At 72.4% G+C, this 14,528-nt stretch carries 11 protein-coding genes; 3 read left to right on the top strand and 8 right to left on the bottom strand.

Annotated elements, in window-relative coordinates:
* Positions 1-160 precede the first annotated feature (160 nt).
* The 5 genes from ACWD68_RS40535 to ACWD68_RS40515 all read right to left on the bottom strand — a co-directional run bounded on the left by ACWD68_RS40535 (position 161) and on the right by ACWD68_RS40515 (position 7,529).
* Positions 161-1,453, bottom strand: coding sequence for an RNA polymerase sigma factor (locus ACWD68_RS40535; RefSeq protein WP_451811485.1), 1,293 nt, complete (start codon positions 1,451-1,453; stop codon positions 161-163).
* Between the two features lie 282 nt (positions 1,454-1,735).
* Positions 1,736-3,640, bottom strand: coding sequence for a DNA primase (gene dnaG / locus ACWD68_RS40530; RefSeq protein ID WP_451811484.1), 1,905 nt, complete (start codon positions 3,638-3,640; stop codon positions 1,736-1,738).
* Positions 3,641-3,763: 123 nt separating this feature from the next.
* On the bottom strand, positions 3,764-5,029 hold the full coding sequence (locus ACWD68_RS40525) for an NAD(P)/FAD-dependent oxidoreductase (RefSeq protein WP_451811483.1): 1,266 nt from the start codon (positions 5,027-5,029) through the stop codon (positions 3,764-3,766).
* A 93-nt stretch (positions 5,030-5,122) separates the two neighbouring features.
* Positions 5,123-6,526 carry a deoxyguanosinetriphosphate triphosphohydrolase gene (locus tag ACWD68_RS40520; protein WP_451811482.1) on the bottom strand — a complete coding sequence of 468 codons (1,404 nt, stop codon included), beginning with the start codon at positions 6,524-6,526 and terminating at the stop codon, positions 5,123-5,125.
* An 82-nt stretch (positions 6,527-6,608) separates the two neighbouring features.
* Complete coding sequence (locus ACWD68_RS40515) at positions 6,609-7,529, bottom strand: sirohydrochlorin chelatase (RefSeq protein WP_451811481.1); 921 nt, start codon at positions 7,527-7,529, stop codon at positions 6,609-6,611.
* Positions 7,530-7,857: 328 nt separating this feature from the next.
* Between ACWD68_RS40515 and ACWD68_RS40510 the strand changes: the two genes are divergently transcribed.
* Both ACWD68_RS40510 and ACWD68_RS40505 read left to right on the top strand, forming a co-directional pair.
* Complete coding sequence (locus tag ACWD68_RS40510; RefSeq protein ID WP_451811480.1) at positions 7,858-8,571, top strand: SanA/YdcF family protein; 714 nt, start codon at positions 7,858-7,860, stop codon at positions 8,569-8,571.
* A 206-nt stretch (positions 8,572-8,777) separates the two neighbouring features.
* Positions 8,778-10,952: a molybdopterin oxidoreductase family protein gene (locus ACWD68_RS40505; RefSeq protein ID WP_451811479.1), complete on the top strand. Its 2,175-nt coding sequence runs from the start codon at positions 8,778-8,780 to the stop codon at positions 10,950-10,952.
* 78 nt (positions 10,953-11,030) lie between these two features.
* Here the strand turns inward: ACWD68_RS40505 and ACWD68_RS40500 are convergent, their stop codons facing one another.
* The 3 genes from ACWD68_RS40500 to cutA form a co-directional block, all read right to left on the bottom strand.
* The gene (locus ACWD68_RS40500) at positions 11,031-11,219 is read right to left on the bottom strand and encodes a hypothetical protein (RefSeq protein WP_451811478.1); all 189 of its coding nucleotides are present in this window, start codon (positions 11,217-11,219) and stop codon (positions 11,031-11,033) included.
* Positions 11,220-11,604: 385 nt separating this feature from the next.
* Complete coding sequence (locus ACWD68_RS40495; protein WP_451811477.1) at positions 11,605-12,045, bottom strand: gamma-glutamylcyclotransferase family protein; 441 nt, start codon at positions 12,043-12,045, stop codon at positions 11,605-11,607.
* 122 nt (positions 12,046-12,167) lie between these two features.
* Complete coding sequence (gene cutA, locus ACWD68_RS40490; RefSeq protein ID WP_451811476.1) at positions 12,168-12,494, bottom strand: divalent-cation tolerance protein CutA; 327 nt, start codon at positions 12,492-12,494, stop codon at positions 12,168-12,170.
* A gap of 175 nt (positions 12,495-12,669) precedes the next feature.
* Here cutA and ACWD68_RS40485 point away from each other — a divergent pair, with 175 nt between their 5' ends.
* On the top strand, positions 12,670-14,313 hold the full coding sequence (locus tag ACWD68_RS40485) for a M4 family metallopeptidase (protein ID WP_451811475.1): 1,644 nt from the start codon (positions 12,670-12,672) through the stop codon (positions 14,311-14,313).
* Positions 14,314-14,528 lie beyond the last annotated feature (215 nt).

The raw sequence follows: 14,528 nt of genomic DNA, 5'->3' as shown, positions 1-14,528 counted from the left end.
GGAGTAGCGGACCGTCACGCGGAACGTCTCCCCCTTGTCGAGGTCGTCGTGCGGGTCCCCGAACTCCCGTCGATCGCTCCGGTCCGGGGGCAGCGCCCCCGGGTACGGGACGGGAAGGGGCGGAGGGGGCGAAAGAACCCCATGCCCCCGGCAGCACCCCTCAGTCCAGATAGCCCCGCAACTGGTCCGCGAAGGCATGGTCCCGCAGCTTGTTGAGGGTCTTGGACTCGATCTGCCGGATGCGCTCGCGCGTGACGCCGAAGATGCGGCCGATCTCCTCCAGGGTGCGCGGACGCCCGTCCGCCAGCCCGTACCGGAGCTGGACGACCTTGCGCTCCCGCTCGCCGAGCGTGGACAGCACCGCCTCCAGATGCTGCCTGAGCAGCAGGAACGCCGCGGACTCCACCGGAGACGTGGCGTCGCCGTCCTCGATGAGGTCCCCGAGGGCCACGTCGTCCTCCTCCCCCACGGGGGCGTGGAGGGATACCGGCTCCTGGGCCAGCCGCAGGACTTCGCTCACCCGTTCGCCGGTCAGGTCGAGATGCGCGGCGACTTCCTCGGGACTGGGCTCGTAGCCGCGCTCCTGGAGCATCCGCCGCTGGACGCGGACCACCCGGTTGATCAGCTCGACCACGTGCACCGGGACGCGAATGGTCCGTGCCTGGTCGGCGAGCGCGCGCGACATGGCCTGGCGGATCCACCAGGTGGCGTAGGTGGAGAACTTGTAGCCGCGGGCGTAGTCGAACTTCTCGACGGCCCTGATCAGGCCGAGGTTGCCCTCCTGCACCAGGTCGAGCATGGTCAGGCCGCGGCCTACGTAGCGCTTGGCCACGGAGACGACGAGCCGCAGGTTCGCCTCGATCAGCCGGCGCTTGGCCATCCGTCCCATGACGACGATCTTGTCCAGGTCCAGGGCGAGCTGGCTGTCCAGGTCGGGAGCGAGCCGGAGCTTCTCCTCGGCGAAGAGCCCGGCCTCGACGCGGCGGGCGAGATCGACCTCCTCGGCCGCCGTGAGCAGCGGAATCCGCCCGATCTCCCGCAGATACTGGCGGAACAGGTCGGACGAGGGGCCACCGGTGTCGGCTGCGCGGCTTCGGGGCGGTTCGACGGGTTCGGGGGCCTCGGCCTCGGTCTCCACTTCCACCTCTGCCCCGGGAGCCTCGGGCCGGCCCTCCTGCTCGGCCTCGGGGTGGTGCGCGGCGCGGCGCTGCGGGGGGACGGCCGCGACGACGTCGGTATCCGCGTCCGTGTCGGTGGTGTTGTCGGTCTGGGCGAGGGTCTGGGTCTGCACGGGGGCGACCTCCAGGAATGTCGCTGCTGAGGCGTGCGGCAGCGGTACGTCGGGGATGGGGTCGACGGCCTCGCCGCTGTCCATCCCGTAGTCGTTTAGCGGAACCGCGGGGATCGGGAACCCGTCGCGTGCGGGTCGGCCGCGCTCCGAGGACTCAGGCACCGGAACCCAGTGTGGAGTACGACACATCGCTGCCACGAGGGGCGTGCGGTGACTTTTTGCGTCCGGTCCGTGACCGCGTGGTTACCGTCTTGTACGAGTGCGCAGCTCAGCGAAGACGAAACCAGGAGAAGCGCGTACGGGATTGGCATGTGCGCCGGGCTCCGTCGGCCGCTCCGGGCGCCCGTCGCGCCCCAGCGTTCCCGCCGGTCGACCCCGGGAACACCCCCGCGGCGCCCGCCGGTCCGTCCCCGGAACACCGGTGAAGCCCCCGCCGGTCCGGCTTCAGAGGGCTTCGGCGCCCCGCTCGCGGAGGGCCTGGCCGTACTGCTGGAGCACCCACAACTCGTTCTGTACGGCGGCCAGCTGAGCCGGGTCGCCGCCCGTGCTGAGGCGGGACAGGGAGCCCTGGACGTCCCGGATGCGGCGGTCGACGGCGCGGCGGCGGACCATGACGAGCTGGTCGGCCGCGTAGGTCTCGTCGACGGTCTTGCGCAGGATCGCCTCGACGGCCAGCTCGGTGACCATCGCGCGCACCGCGTCGTCCGGGGCGGCGTCACGGACCTGGATCAGAAACTCCTGGGGGTCCTGGACGCCGTACTCGGTGCCGCCCGCGTCCATGACCGCCTGGCGCACGGCGGCATAGGGCGGGGCGGTGAACTCGTCCATGCCGTAGGCGTCGAACGCCGGGGCGACCAACTCCGGCCGCTGGAGGGCGAGTTTGAGCAGCTCGCGCTCGGTGGCGAAGACGGGGTTGCGCAGGGTGAGGGCCGGGCCGCCGCCGGTGGGCGCCTGCACGGAGGCGTAGGTCTGCTGGGGGCGGCCGCCGGCCGGCGCGGGCCCCATGCCGCCGCGGTCGCGGGCCCAACGGGCCAGCTGGGCCACCCTCTTGACGACGAACTGGGTGTCGAGGATGCCCAGCATGCCGGCGAGCTGCACGGCGACCTCGTGCTGCGCGCCGCTGTTCTTGATGCGGGCGACGATCGGGGCGGCCTCGTCGAGGGCGGCCGCGCGCCCCGCCGGGGTCTCCAGGTCGTAGCGCAGGACGATCTGGCGCAGCGCGAACTCGAAGAGGGGGGTGCGGGGTTCGACCAGGTCGGCGACCGCTTCGTCGCCCTTGGCGAGGCGCAGGTCGCAGGGGTCCATTCCGTCGGGCGCGATGGCGATGTAGGTCTCGGCGGCGAACTTCTGGTCGTCCTCGAAGGCGCGCAGGGCGGCCTTCTGGCCGGCCGCGTCGCCGTCGAAGGTGAAGATCACCCGTGCCGAGCCGTTGTCCATGAGCAGCCGGCGGAGGATCTTGATGTGGTCGCCGCCGAACGCCGTGCCACAGGTCGCGATGGCGGTGGTGATGCCGGCCAGGTGGCAGGCCATGACGTCCGTGTAGCCCTCGACGACGACCGCCCGGCTGCTCTTGGCGATGTCCTTCTTGGCGAGGTCGATGCCGTACAGGACCTGGGACTTCTTGTAGATCGCGGTGTCGGGCGTGTTCAGGTACTTCGGGCCGTTGTCGGACTCGTAGAGCTTGCGGGCGCCGAAGCCGACGACCTCGCCGCCGATGTCGCGGATCGGCCACATGAGGCGGCCGCGGAAGCGGTCGATGGGACCGCGGCGGCCCTCCTGGGAGAGGCCGGAGAGAACGAGTTCCTTGTCGCTGAAGCCCTTGCCGCGCAGATGGCGGGTGAGGTGGTCCCAGCCCTGGGGGCTGTAGCCGACACCGAAGTGGGCGGCGGCGGCCTGGTCGAAGCCGCGCTCGGCGAGGAACGAGCGGCCCGCGTCGGCCTCGGGGCTGGTGCCGAGCTGCTCGATGTAGAAGGTGGCGGCCGCCTTGTGCGCCTCGACCAGGCGGATGCGCTCGCCGCGCTGGTGGGCGGGGTTGTACCCGCCCTCCTCGTAGCGCAGGGTGATGCCGGCCTGGGCGGCGAGGCGCTCGACCGACTCGGAGAAGGTGAGGTGGTCGACCTTCATCACGAACGTGATGGTGTCGCCGCCTTCCTGGCAGCCGAAGCAGTGGAAGAGCCCCTTACTGGGGCTGACCTGGAAGGACGGTGACTTCTCGTCGTGGAAGGGGCAGAGACCCTTGAGGTTTCCGCCGCCCGCGTTGCGCAGCTGGAGGTACTCGGACACCACGGCGTCGATCGGGACCGCGTCCCGAACAGCCTTCACGTCCTCGTCATTGATCCTGCCTGCCACGTGGTGATTCTACGGGGCAGCACCGACACTCCTGGGGCAGGCGAACGGCGCCCGGCCGGGGTCCGGGGGCGGACCCCGGGATTCCCGGCACGGGGACGGCGCCGGAGCGGGTGCCGCCGTCGGTCACGGGACCAGGCTCTCCAACGGAATGTGCGGGTCGGCGAGCGCGTCGGTGTCCACCTGGACCCGGGACCGGATCAGCTGCTGGATCGGCTCCGTGACGTCCCACACATTCACGTTCATCCCGGCCAGCAGCCTGCCCTCCTTCACCCAGAAGGCGATGAACTCCCGCTTGCCCGCGTCGCCACGGATCACCACCTGGTCGTACGTCCCCGGGGGCGCCCAGCCCGAGTACTCCAGCCCCACGTCGTACTGGTCGGAGAAGAAGTAGGGCACGCGGTCGTACGTCGTACCGCGGTCCAGCATCGAGCGGGCGGCGGCCGGACCGCCGTTCAGGGCGTTGGCCCAGTGCTCGACGCGCAGCCGCGTGTCGAAGAGGCTGTGGTGGAAGGAGGCGACGTCACCGGCGGCGTACACGTCGGGGTCGGAGGTGCGCAGCCGGTCGTCGACCGCGATGCCGCCGCCGTACGCGCGGTCGGCCATGGCCAGGCCGGCGGCCTCGGCGAGGCCGGTGCGCGGGGCGGCGCCGATGGCCGCGAGGACGTCGTGGGCGGGGTGCTCCTCACCGTCGTCGGTGCGGGCGGCCAGCACCATGCCGTCCTGGCCGACGATCTCGGTGAGCCGGGCGCCGAAGTGGAAGCGGACGCCGTGCTCGCGGTGCAGCTCGGCGAAGAGCTCGCCCAGCTCGGGGCCGAGCACGCTGTGCAGCGGGGTCGGCTCGGGTTCGACGACGGTGACCTCGGCGCCGTACTCGCGGGCCGCGGCGGCGATCTCCAGGCCGATCCAGCCGGCGCCGGCGATCACGATGTGGCCGTTGTCCCGGCCCAGAGCGGCGAGGACGCCCTTGAGGCGCTCGGCGTGGGCGAGGCGGCGCAGGTGGTGGACTCCGGCGAGGTCGGTGCCCGGGATGTCGAGGCGGCGCGGCTCGGCTCCGGTCACGATGAGCAGTTTGTCGTAGTGGACGAGGGTGCCGTCGTCGCCGAAGCGGACCGTCTTGGCCGAGCGGTCGATCGCGTCGACGGTCTGGCCGAGGTGCAGCTCGATGTCGTTCTGCGCGTACCACGCGGGTTCGTGCACGAAGACGCTGTCGCGCTCCTCCTTGCCGAGGAGGTAGCCCTTGGACAGCGGAGGGCGTTCATAGGGGTGGTCGCGCTCGTCGCAGATCAGTATCACGCGGCCGGTGAAGCCCTCCGCTCGGAGCGTCTCGGCCGCCTTGGCGCCTGCCAGGCCTCCTCCGACGATGACGAATGTCTGATCCGCGTCGACCACTTGATGCCTCCTCGTAAGGATGTCGCCATATGCGAGCGTCCCGCACGGAGCGTGATGCGGGAAGGGGGAGTGGCCCGATCAGGCCACGCAGGGTCACACTTCTCCGCTCCCATGGGAACGCGTGGTGAGCCTGAGGTGCAGGGAACGCGCCGAGGCATCCGTGAGGGATGCGATCTGGTCGACGATCACGCGCTTGCGGGCGCGGTCGTCGGCCGCGTGGTCGAACAGCGCCCGGAACTGCGGATCGAGTACCTCGGGGGCGCGGGCGGTGAGCGCTTCGGCGAGCTCGGCGACGATGATCCGCTGGTCGGCGCGGAGCCGCTCCTGCTCGGCGCGCTGCATGACGTACCGGTCGGCGACCGCCTTGAGGACTGCGCACTCGTGCCGGGCGGCTCGCGGGACGACCAGCTCCGCCTCGTACCGGGTGAGGCGCCCGCTGCCGTACCTCGCGCGGGTGGCGCCCTCCGCGGCCAGGCAGAAGCGGCCGATGAGCTGGCTGGTGGCGTCCTTCAGGCGGGCCTGCGCGACGGCCGTTCCGTCGTACCCGTGCGGCCACCATTCCTGGTCGAGGAGCCGGTCGAGGGCCTCGGAGAGCTCGGCCGGATCGGTGTCGTCGGGCACGTACCGCCCGATGGCGACGGCGAAGATCTCCTGGCGTTCCGGTCCGGCGTGCAGCAGGCCGGGGTCGATGTGGCCGGCGTGCAGACCGTCCTCGACGTCGTGCACCGAGTAGGCCACGTCGTCGGACCAGTCCATGACCTGGGCCTCGAAGCACGTCCGTGTGCCGGGGGCGCCCTTGCGGACCCAGTCGAAGACCGGCCGGTCGTCCTCGTAGACCCCGAACTTCGGCGACTTCGGGTCGCTGGGACGGGCGCCTCTCGGCCAGGGGTACTTGGTGGCGGCGTCTAGGGCGGCACGGGTGAGGTTGAGGCCGACGCTGACGAGGTCGTCGTCCGCCGCGGCGGAGGCCGATGTCACCATGTCGCTGCGCACGAAGCGCTTGGGCTCGATCCGGGTGAGCAGGCGCAGCGACTGGGCGTTGCCCTCGAATCCGCCGCAGTCCTCGGCGAATTCGTTGAGCGCCTGTTCGCCGTTGTGCCCGAAGGGCGGGTGGCCCAGGTCGTGCGAGAGGCAGGCCGCCTCGACCAGGTCCGGGTCGCAGCCAAGGGCGGCGCCCAGTTCGCGGCCCACCTGGGCGCACTCCAGGGAGTGGGTCAGCCGCGTCCGCGGACTGGCGTCCCACACCTGGATTCCGGCGGCGCCGAGCACCTGGGGAAGGGTGCCGGGAGTGACCACCTGGGTCTTGCCCGCGAGGCGGCGCAGGGCGGCGGAGTGCAGCACACGCGCGCGGTCGCGCTGGAAGGCGGTGCGGCCGGGGCGTTTGTCGGGCTCGACGGCCCAGCGTTCGACGGCCGACACGTCGTACTCGTCGTGAGCCGGGTGGTTCTCGTGGGTCTGCGGTGCGGTGTCTTCGGTCTTCGGTGCCATGCCTTCCATGCACCGACAGTAGACGCAGGCAGTGACAATCGGGACGCGGTCGCCGGCGGTGCGGTGCCGGGCGACGGGGGAACCGCCGGGTTCAGGCCGGGATCAGGGCGCGCTCCGAGGCGGGCTCGGGGGCCGCGACGGCCTGGTCGTAGCGGTGCAGGACCAGGCGGGCCATCGCCGGGTGGTCGCCCAGCGGTTCGGCACAGATCCAGGGGGCCTCCTCGGCGCACTGCGTGGCGAAGCGGCCGGGAGCGGTGAAGTACGAGGCGACGGCGATCCGGTGGCGGCCGCGGGCGGCGAGGGCGCGCAGGGCGGCGGGAACGGTGGGCGTGGCGGCGGAGGCGTACGCGGGGACGACCGGCACGCCGAGGCGCTCGGCGAGCAGCTGGGCGGTGCGGCGGGTGTCGGCGGCCGAGTCCGGGGCACGGGAACCGGCGGACGCGAGCACGACGGCGCTCGCACGGCGGGCCGAGTCGCTCATCCTGGTCCGCCAGCCGGCCTCGACGAGGCGCGCGAAGAGGGTTTCCACGAGCAGCGGGTGCGGGCCGAGCGGGGCGGCGACGCGGGTGCGCACGCCGGGGACGTCGGCCGCGGTCTCGGGGATGTCGCGCCGGACGTGGTAGCCGCGGCCGAGCAGCAGCGGGACGAGGACGGCGTCCTGCCTGCCCGCCAGGGAGGTGAGCGTGTCGCGGAGCAGGGGCTCGTTCAGCTCGATGTGGCCGAGGCGCACGGGCAGCTGGGGGCGCAGTTCGCGGACGCGTTCGATCAGGGTGCGCACGGTGGCGAGCGCGCGCGGGTCACGGCTGCCGTGGGCGACCAGGACCAGCGCGGGTGGCGCCGGACGGCGGGTGCCGTTGAGCGAGACGAGGCTGAGCTGGCTGCCGAGCTGGCTGGTGATCCGGTTCATGAGTTGCGCCGTACTGTCGAGGGGGCCTTCGAGGTGGGCGCCGCGCGGCGGCGGGCCGCCGGGGCGGTGGGAGGACTCGTCGCGAGCGGGGTTCGACGCCGTCATGGGGCGATCCTGACGGCAGGAGGTTGCCGGGCCGTTGCGCCGGGATGACGGGTGTTTTCCGGCGGTTCACCGTACGGCAGCGGTGCGGTGTGAGCGCCTCCCACCTGCGGCTCCCTCCCGCCGGGAGATCCGGATCGGCGCCCCTGGGTGAACCGAACGGCCTTACGACGCGTCCTCATCTGTCGAAGGGGAACGCGAGGTCCGGCCCGAAAGCGGAGCGGGAGCCGAAGCGAAATACGCTGCCGGGGCCGAACGGGAACGGCGGGAACACCGGCGCCCGCACCGGCCGCGCACCGCCGCGAGTGACCACACCTGGGGGACATCGATCATGCCGCGCCTGCCGCGCCCGAAGCGCCCGAGCTTCCGCCGACCGCGTCTGCTCCGCCTGCCGCGTACGCGCAAGGCGCAACGGCGGGCCGTACAGACGCTGATGGCCCTGTGTGTAATGGCGCTGCTCCCGGCGACGTGGATGTACGTAGTGACGGACGACCGGCTGCGGACGACGGCGGACGCCCCGCGCACCGAGGTCGCGATCGTCTTCGGCGCGGGTCTGTGGGACGGCGAGCCGTCCCCGTATCTCGCCCACCGTCTGGACGCGGCCGCGAAGCTGTACCGGGCCGGCCGGATCGAGGTCGTCCTCGTCACCGGCGACAACAGCCGCGAGGACTACGACGAACCCGACGCGATGCGCGCCTATCTCACCGCGCGCGGGGTGCCCGGCCGGCGGATCGTCAGCGACTACGCCGGCTTCGACACCTGGGACTCCTGCGTCCGCGCCCGCAAGATCTTCGGCGTCCACGAGGCCGTCCTGATCAGCCAGGGCTTCCACATCCGCCGCGCTCTCGCCCTGTGCGAGGCGGCGGGCGTCCGCTCGTACGGCATCGGTGTCGAGGCCAAGCACGATGCCACCTGGTACTACGGCGGCACGCGGGAGATCTTCGCGGCGGGCAAGGCCGCGCTGGACGCGGTGTTCGAGCCGGATCCGCGTTTCCTCGGGCCGAAGGAGCGGGGCGTGGCCCGCGCCCTGGCGGCGACGCGCTAGAGACGGATCGCCCGAGGCACGGGGCGGTCACGATCGTCCGGATTCCTGGCCCCGGCCGGGCGCGAACGAGGTGATCCACCACGTCAGGGCGTCCGTGCGGCGCGGGAGCACCTCACCGCGGGTCCGGCCCGGCCGGGAGGTCTCCGCCCCGGCCGTGTAACGCGTACCTCCCCGGCGCGTAACACGCCGACCGCACGCTGGGCGCCATGAACGCCTCCGTGACGCCCACCCACTGCCCGTACTGCGCCCTGCAGTGCGGGATGAACCTGACGCCCTCGCCCGGCGGAGGCGTCGAGGTGACCGAGCGCGCGGACTTCCCGGTGAACCGGGGCGCTCTGTGCGGCAAGGGGCGCACGGCGCCCGCGCTGCTGTCGTCCCGGGTGCGGCTCACCTCGCCGCTCGTCCGCACCGCGGGTGTCCTGGAGCCCGCGAGCTGGGAGGAGGCGCTGGGCAGGATCGCCGAGGGGCTGGCCCGCACACGTGCGGAGCACGGCCCGGACGCGTGCGGGGTGTTCGGCGGCGGCGGACTGACGAACGAGAAGGCGTACGCCCTGGGGAAGTTCGCCCGCGTCGTCCTTCGCACCTCGCAGATCGACTACAACGGCCGTTTCTGCATGTCGTCCGCGGCCGCGGCCGGCGTCAGGGCCTTCGGTCTCGACCGGGGGCTGCCCTTTCCGCTGGAGGACATCCCGCGGACCGGCTGTGTGATCCTCGTCGGCTCCAACCTCGCCGAGACGATGCCGCCCGCGCTGCGCTTCATCACCGAGCTGAAGGAGAACGGCGGCACGCTCGTCGTCATCGACCCGCGCCGCACCCGCACGGCCGAACAGGCGGACCTGCATCTCGCGCCGCGCCCGGGGACGGATCTGGCGCTCGCGCTGGGGATGCTCCATCTGGTGGTCGCCGAGGGGCGTACGGACGAGGAGTTCATCCGGGCCCGCACGAGCGGCTGGGAGGAGGCCCGGGCCGCGGCGATGGCGCACTGGCCGGAGTACGTCGAACGGATCACGGGGGTGTCCGTTCCCGAACTCCGCGAAGCGGTGCGGATGTTCTGCGAGCCCGAGGACGCGATGGTCCTCACCGCGCGCGGACCCGAGCAGCAGTCCAAGGGCACCGACACCGTGGGCGCCTGGATCAACCTGTGCCTGGCCACCGGGCGTTCGGGCCGGCCTCGGTCCGGCTACGGCTGTCTCACCGGGCAGGGCAACGGGCAGGGCGGGCGCGAACACGGCCAGAAGGCCGACCAGTTGCCCGGCTACCGCAAGCTCACCGACCCGGCGGCGCGACGGCATGTGGCCGAGGTGTGGGGCATCGACCCCGACACACTGCCTGGTCCGGGGCGCAGCGCGTACGAACTCCTCGACGCGATGGGGACGGACATCCGCTCCCTGCTGCTGATGGGGTCGAACCCGGTGGTGTCCGCGCCCCACGCCGCGCACATCGAGGAACGCCTGAAGTCACTGGACTTCCTCGCGGTCGCCGATGTCGTCCTCTCCGAGACCGCCGCCCTCGCGGACGTCGTACTGCCGGTCACCCAGTGGGCCGAGGAGACGGGCACGACGACGAACCTGGAGGGCCGCGTGCTGCTGCGCCGGCGTGCCCTCAGCGCCCCTGAGGGGGTCCGCAGCGACCTCGAGGTCCTGCACGAACTCGCCGCCCTCCTCGGCGTGGAGAAGGGGTTTCCCACCGACCCGGAGGAGGTCTTCGAGGAACTGCGCCGGGCGAGCGCGGGCGGACCCGCGGACTACTCGGGGATCACCTATCGCCGGCTGGCGGAGGAGAACGGGGTGTTCTGGCCCTGTCCGGCACCCCCGGCCCCGGACGCGGCCACGGCGCCGGACACCGGTACCGAGGACGCCTTCCCCGCCGTGGTGCCGGACGGCCCGGTGCCGGCCGCCACCGGCTCTGCAGACCACCCGGGCACGCCCCGCCTCTTCCTCGACCGGTTCGCCACCGAGGACGGCCGGGCCCGGTTCGTGCCCGTGTCGCACCGGCCCGTCGCCGAGGAGCCGGACGACGAGTACCCCGTGCTGCTGACCACCGGGCGCGTGGTCGCTCAGTACCAGTCGGGGGCGCAGACGCGTCGCGTCGACGAGTTGAACGCCGCGGCGCCCGGCCCGTTCGTGGAGATGCACCCGCGGCTGGCCGAACGGCTCGGCGCGGCGGACGGGGACGCCGTGACCGTGGTGTCGCGGCGCGGCCGGGCCGTCGCACCGGTCCGGATCACGACCGCCATCCGCCCGGACACCGTGTTCATGCCCTTCCACTGGCCGGGCGAGGGCCGCGCCAACACGCTGACCAACCCCGCCCTCGACCCGATCTCCCGGATGCCGGAGTTCAAGGCGTGCGCGGTGCGGGTGGAGGCGGTGCGCGAGGGGTGACGGCGGCGGTGCCGCCCTCGGGCCGACGCGCTGTGGGGCGCCGCGCCCGGGTGCGCGGCGCGCGTCGGTCCACGTCGGTCAGTCCCCGCCACGGCCGTCCGAGCCGGACCGCTCGACGGGCCGGGGGGCCTCCGCAGGTCCCGAGCCGGAGGGTCCGTCCGGCTCCGGGTCGGTGGAGCACGAGCTGAGCCCGATGCCCAGGGCGGCGCCGACGGCCGCCCCGCTGAGCGCGAGAACGCGTCGTCTGGTCATGGTGCGGTCGGTCATGGCCGGACCCTAGGGGCGAGGACGCCCGCGCCACCGGGGGCGCACGGGACGGCCACCCGCACGGGTGCACCCGGACACGGCGGACACGCCTCACCCACTGTCCCGAACCTCGGCCCGTCCTGTCCTGTCCCGTCCTGTCCGGTGTCCCGGCGGCGCGGCACGGCGCGGCACGGCACGGCACGGCACGGCGGTGGCGGCGGGCGCGCCGGTCCACCCCGGCAGCGAACGCGTGTCGGCCGCCGTCCCGTCCGGGGCCCGGTGCGGCCATCGCGCGCGGCGTCCATCCGCCCGCCGCATCCGGTGACCCACGCCCGGCGGATGGATGACCGCAGGCACCAGGGCTCCCAGCCCGCAGGCACCGGGGCTCCCGGCCCGCCTGCACGTCTCAGCCGTGCCGGCGGGCCGGGGTGTCTCTCCCGGTGCCGCGCCAGTCCCCGCCCTCGATCGGCGTGCCCTCGGTCCGCAGGCGCGCCGACACCGCGGATGCGGCGACGTACACCCAGGCTCGTACGATCGTGACGCCGTCCGCGCGCACGGCGTCGCGCGCGACCCGCTCGTACAGGTTGCGCGGATCACCCGGCGTGTACTCCTCCAACTCGTCGAGCGTCGCCAGGAGTTCCGCGTACGCCTCGGGCAGCGCGGTCACGAGTTCGCCGCTCACCACGCCGCCGGGTTCCTCGACGGCGTACGGATATCCGGGCCCCTCGTACAGCACGAGCCCCCGCATCCGCCCGGGTTCCTCGGACCGGGTCCGGCCCCGCAGGAAGAGGTCGTGGTTGTGCTCGCCGGGGCGCAGGGTGCCGTAGACGAAGAAGGGCAGTCCCACTCCGTCCGAGGAACTCGGAGGACTCGAAGAGGCCGAGGGAGCCGAAGAGTCCGAGGGGGGCGCGGGAGCCGAGTTGGTCGAAGGGTCCGGGGAATCCGGCGGGTCCGGGGGGTGAGGCGTGTTCAAGGGGCCGTTTCCTCTTCCAGCCAGCGCAGGTAGTCGGGGCTTCCCGCGACGACCGGGGTCGCGATGATCTCGGGTGTGTCGTAGTCGTGGGCGTCCAGGAGGTACGCCTCCAGCGCCGGGTAGCGCGCCCCGGTCGTCTTGAACTGGATCTGCCACTCGGAGGCGGTGCACACGGCGCCCTCCCAGCGGTAGACGGAGGTGACCGGCCCCGAGATCTGCGCACAGGCCGCGACCCGCGCCGCCACCGCGCCACGGGCCAGTGCTGTGGCCTTCTCGACGGCATCCGTCGTGGTCAGGACGGCCAGGCAGGCCGGCAATTCCATGATCGTCTCCATTCGTGAGGGTACGGAAACGATTCTCGCCGCATCCCGCACGCACCCTGCAGGCGCTATGGACATGACATGTCATGGACCTTTAAATCTAAGTCAGCTTTCAGCGCCTCCTCCACGCGCCACTCCCCCCACGCGCCCTCCCCAAGGCGCCCTTCCAAGGAGACCGATGAGTCGAATACGGCACATCCGAGGTTCCTCTCTCGCCACCGTCGGCGCGGCCGTGACCGCGGCCACCCTGCTGGCCGCCGCGCTCGCCCCCGCCGCGAACGCCGACAGCAGGCCGACCCGGGTCACCGCGATCGAGAACGCGGCTTCCGCGCTGGTGGCCCACGCCACGAACCTGGGCCTCACCTCCGCGCAGAACACCTCCGTCCGCGACGTCGTCGTCGACAAGGACGGCACCCAGCATGTGCGCTACGACCGGACGTACCGTCACCTCCCGGTGCTCGGCGGCGACTTCGTGGTCCACCTGGCCCCGAACGGCACGTACCGCAGCGCGAACCGGGCGACGGCCAAGGCCATCTCGCTGCCCGGCGTCACCCCCGCGCTGTCCGCCCCGAAGGCGGCCGGCCTCGCGGTGAACGCGCTGCGGGCCGCCCATCCCGGCGAGGTGCTGAAGAAGGTGACGTCCAAGCCGCGACTGGTCGTGGACGCCCTGCACGGAACGCCGAGACTCGCCTGGCGCACGGACGCGGTGGCCCAGGACTCGCTCGGCAACCCGGTCGCCCGCACGCTCCTGACCGACGCCCTCAGCGGTGCGCGGATCGACGCGTGGGACAACATCGAGACGGCGACGGGCGACGGATCGTCGCTGTACAGCGGCACGGTTCCGCTGGAGACGACGCCGTCCGGATCCACGTATCAGTTGAAGGACCCGACGCGCGGGAACACGTACACGGGCGACGCGGCGAACAAGACGGACCTGTGCATCTTCGGGATCTGCATCAGCCGGGCGCCCGCGACGCTCTTCACCGACGCGGACAACCACTGGGGCACGGGCGCGGCGTCGGACCGCCCGTCCGCGGCGGTGGACGCGCAGTACGGCACCAACGAGACCTGGGACTACTACAAGAACGTCCACGGGAGGAACGGCATCGCGGGCGACGGCAAGGGCTCGTACAACCGCGTGCACTACGGCAACAAGTACAACAACGCCTTCTGGGACGACAGTTGCTTCTGCATGACGTACGGGGACGGTGACGGCTCGACCTTCGGACCGCTCGTCGCGCTGGACGTCGCCGGGCACGAGATGTCGCACGGGGTCACCTCGAAGACGGCCGCGCTGACGTATTCGGGCGAGTCCGGCGGCCTGAACGAAGCGACGTCCGACATCTTCGGCACCCTGGTGGAGTGGTACGCGAACAACTCCTCGGACGCCGGTGACTACCTGATCGGCGAGAAGATCGTCCGCTCCGGATTCGGCAAGCCCGCCCTCCGTTTCATGGACAAGCCCTCCAAGGACGGCAACTCGGCTGACTGCTGGAGCGGTTCGGTCGGAAACCTGGACGTCCACTACTCCTCCGGCGTCGCCAACCACTTCGCCTACCTCCTCTCGGAGGGCAGCGGGGCGAAGACCGTCAATGGCGTCGGCTACGACTCCCCCACCTGCAACGGCTCCGCGGTGTCCGGCATCGGGCACGACAAGGTGGGCAAGATCTGGTACCGCGCGCTGACGGTCTACATGACCTCGTCGACGAAGTACGCGGGCGCTCGCACCGCCACGCTGAACGCGGCCAAGGACCTGTACGGCGCGGGCAGCACCGAGTACAACGCCGTGGCGGCCGCCTGGTCGGCGGTCTCCGTGGCCTGACCGCAACCGGACACCCTCCGGTCCCCCGGGCCGACCGGCACCGGACACTCGCCGATCCCCCGGGCCGACCTGCACCGGACGTCCTCCGGGTCCCGTGGGCAGGCGTCGCCAGGACGCCTGCGCCCCCCGACCGCGGTGGCCGGGAGGCGATCCTGGAGATCCACACCCGCGAGATCCCGCTCGCCCCCGACGTGAACCTGACCCAGGTAGCCCGG

Source organism: Streptomyces sp. NPDC005141 (genome assembly GCF_053599975.1).
The sequence above is the reverse complement of the archived record's forward strand: the minus strand, read 5'-3'. Positions and strand labels throughout refer to the sequence as shown.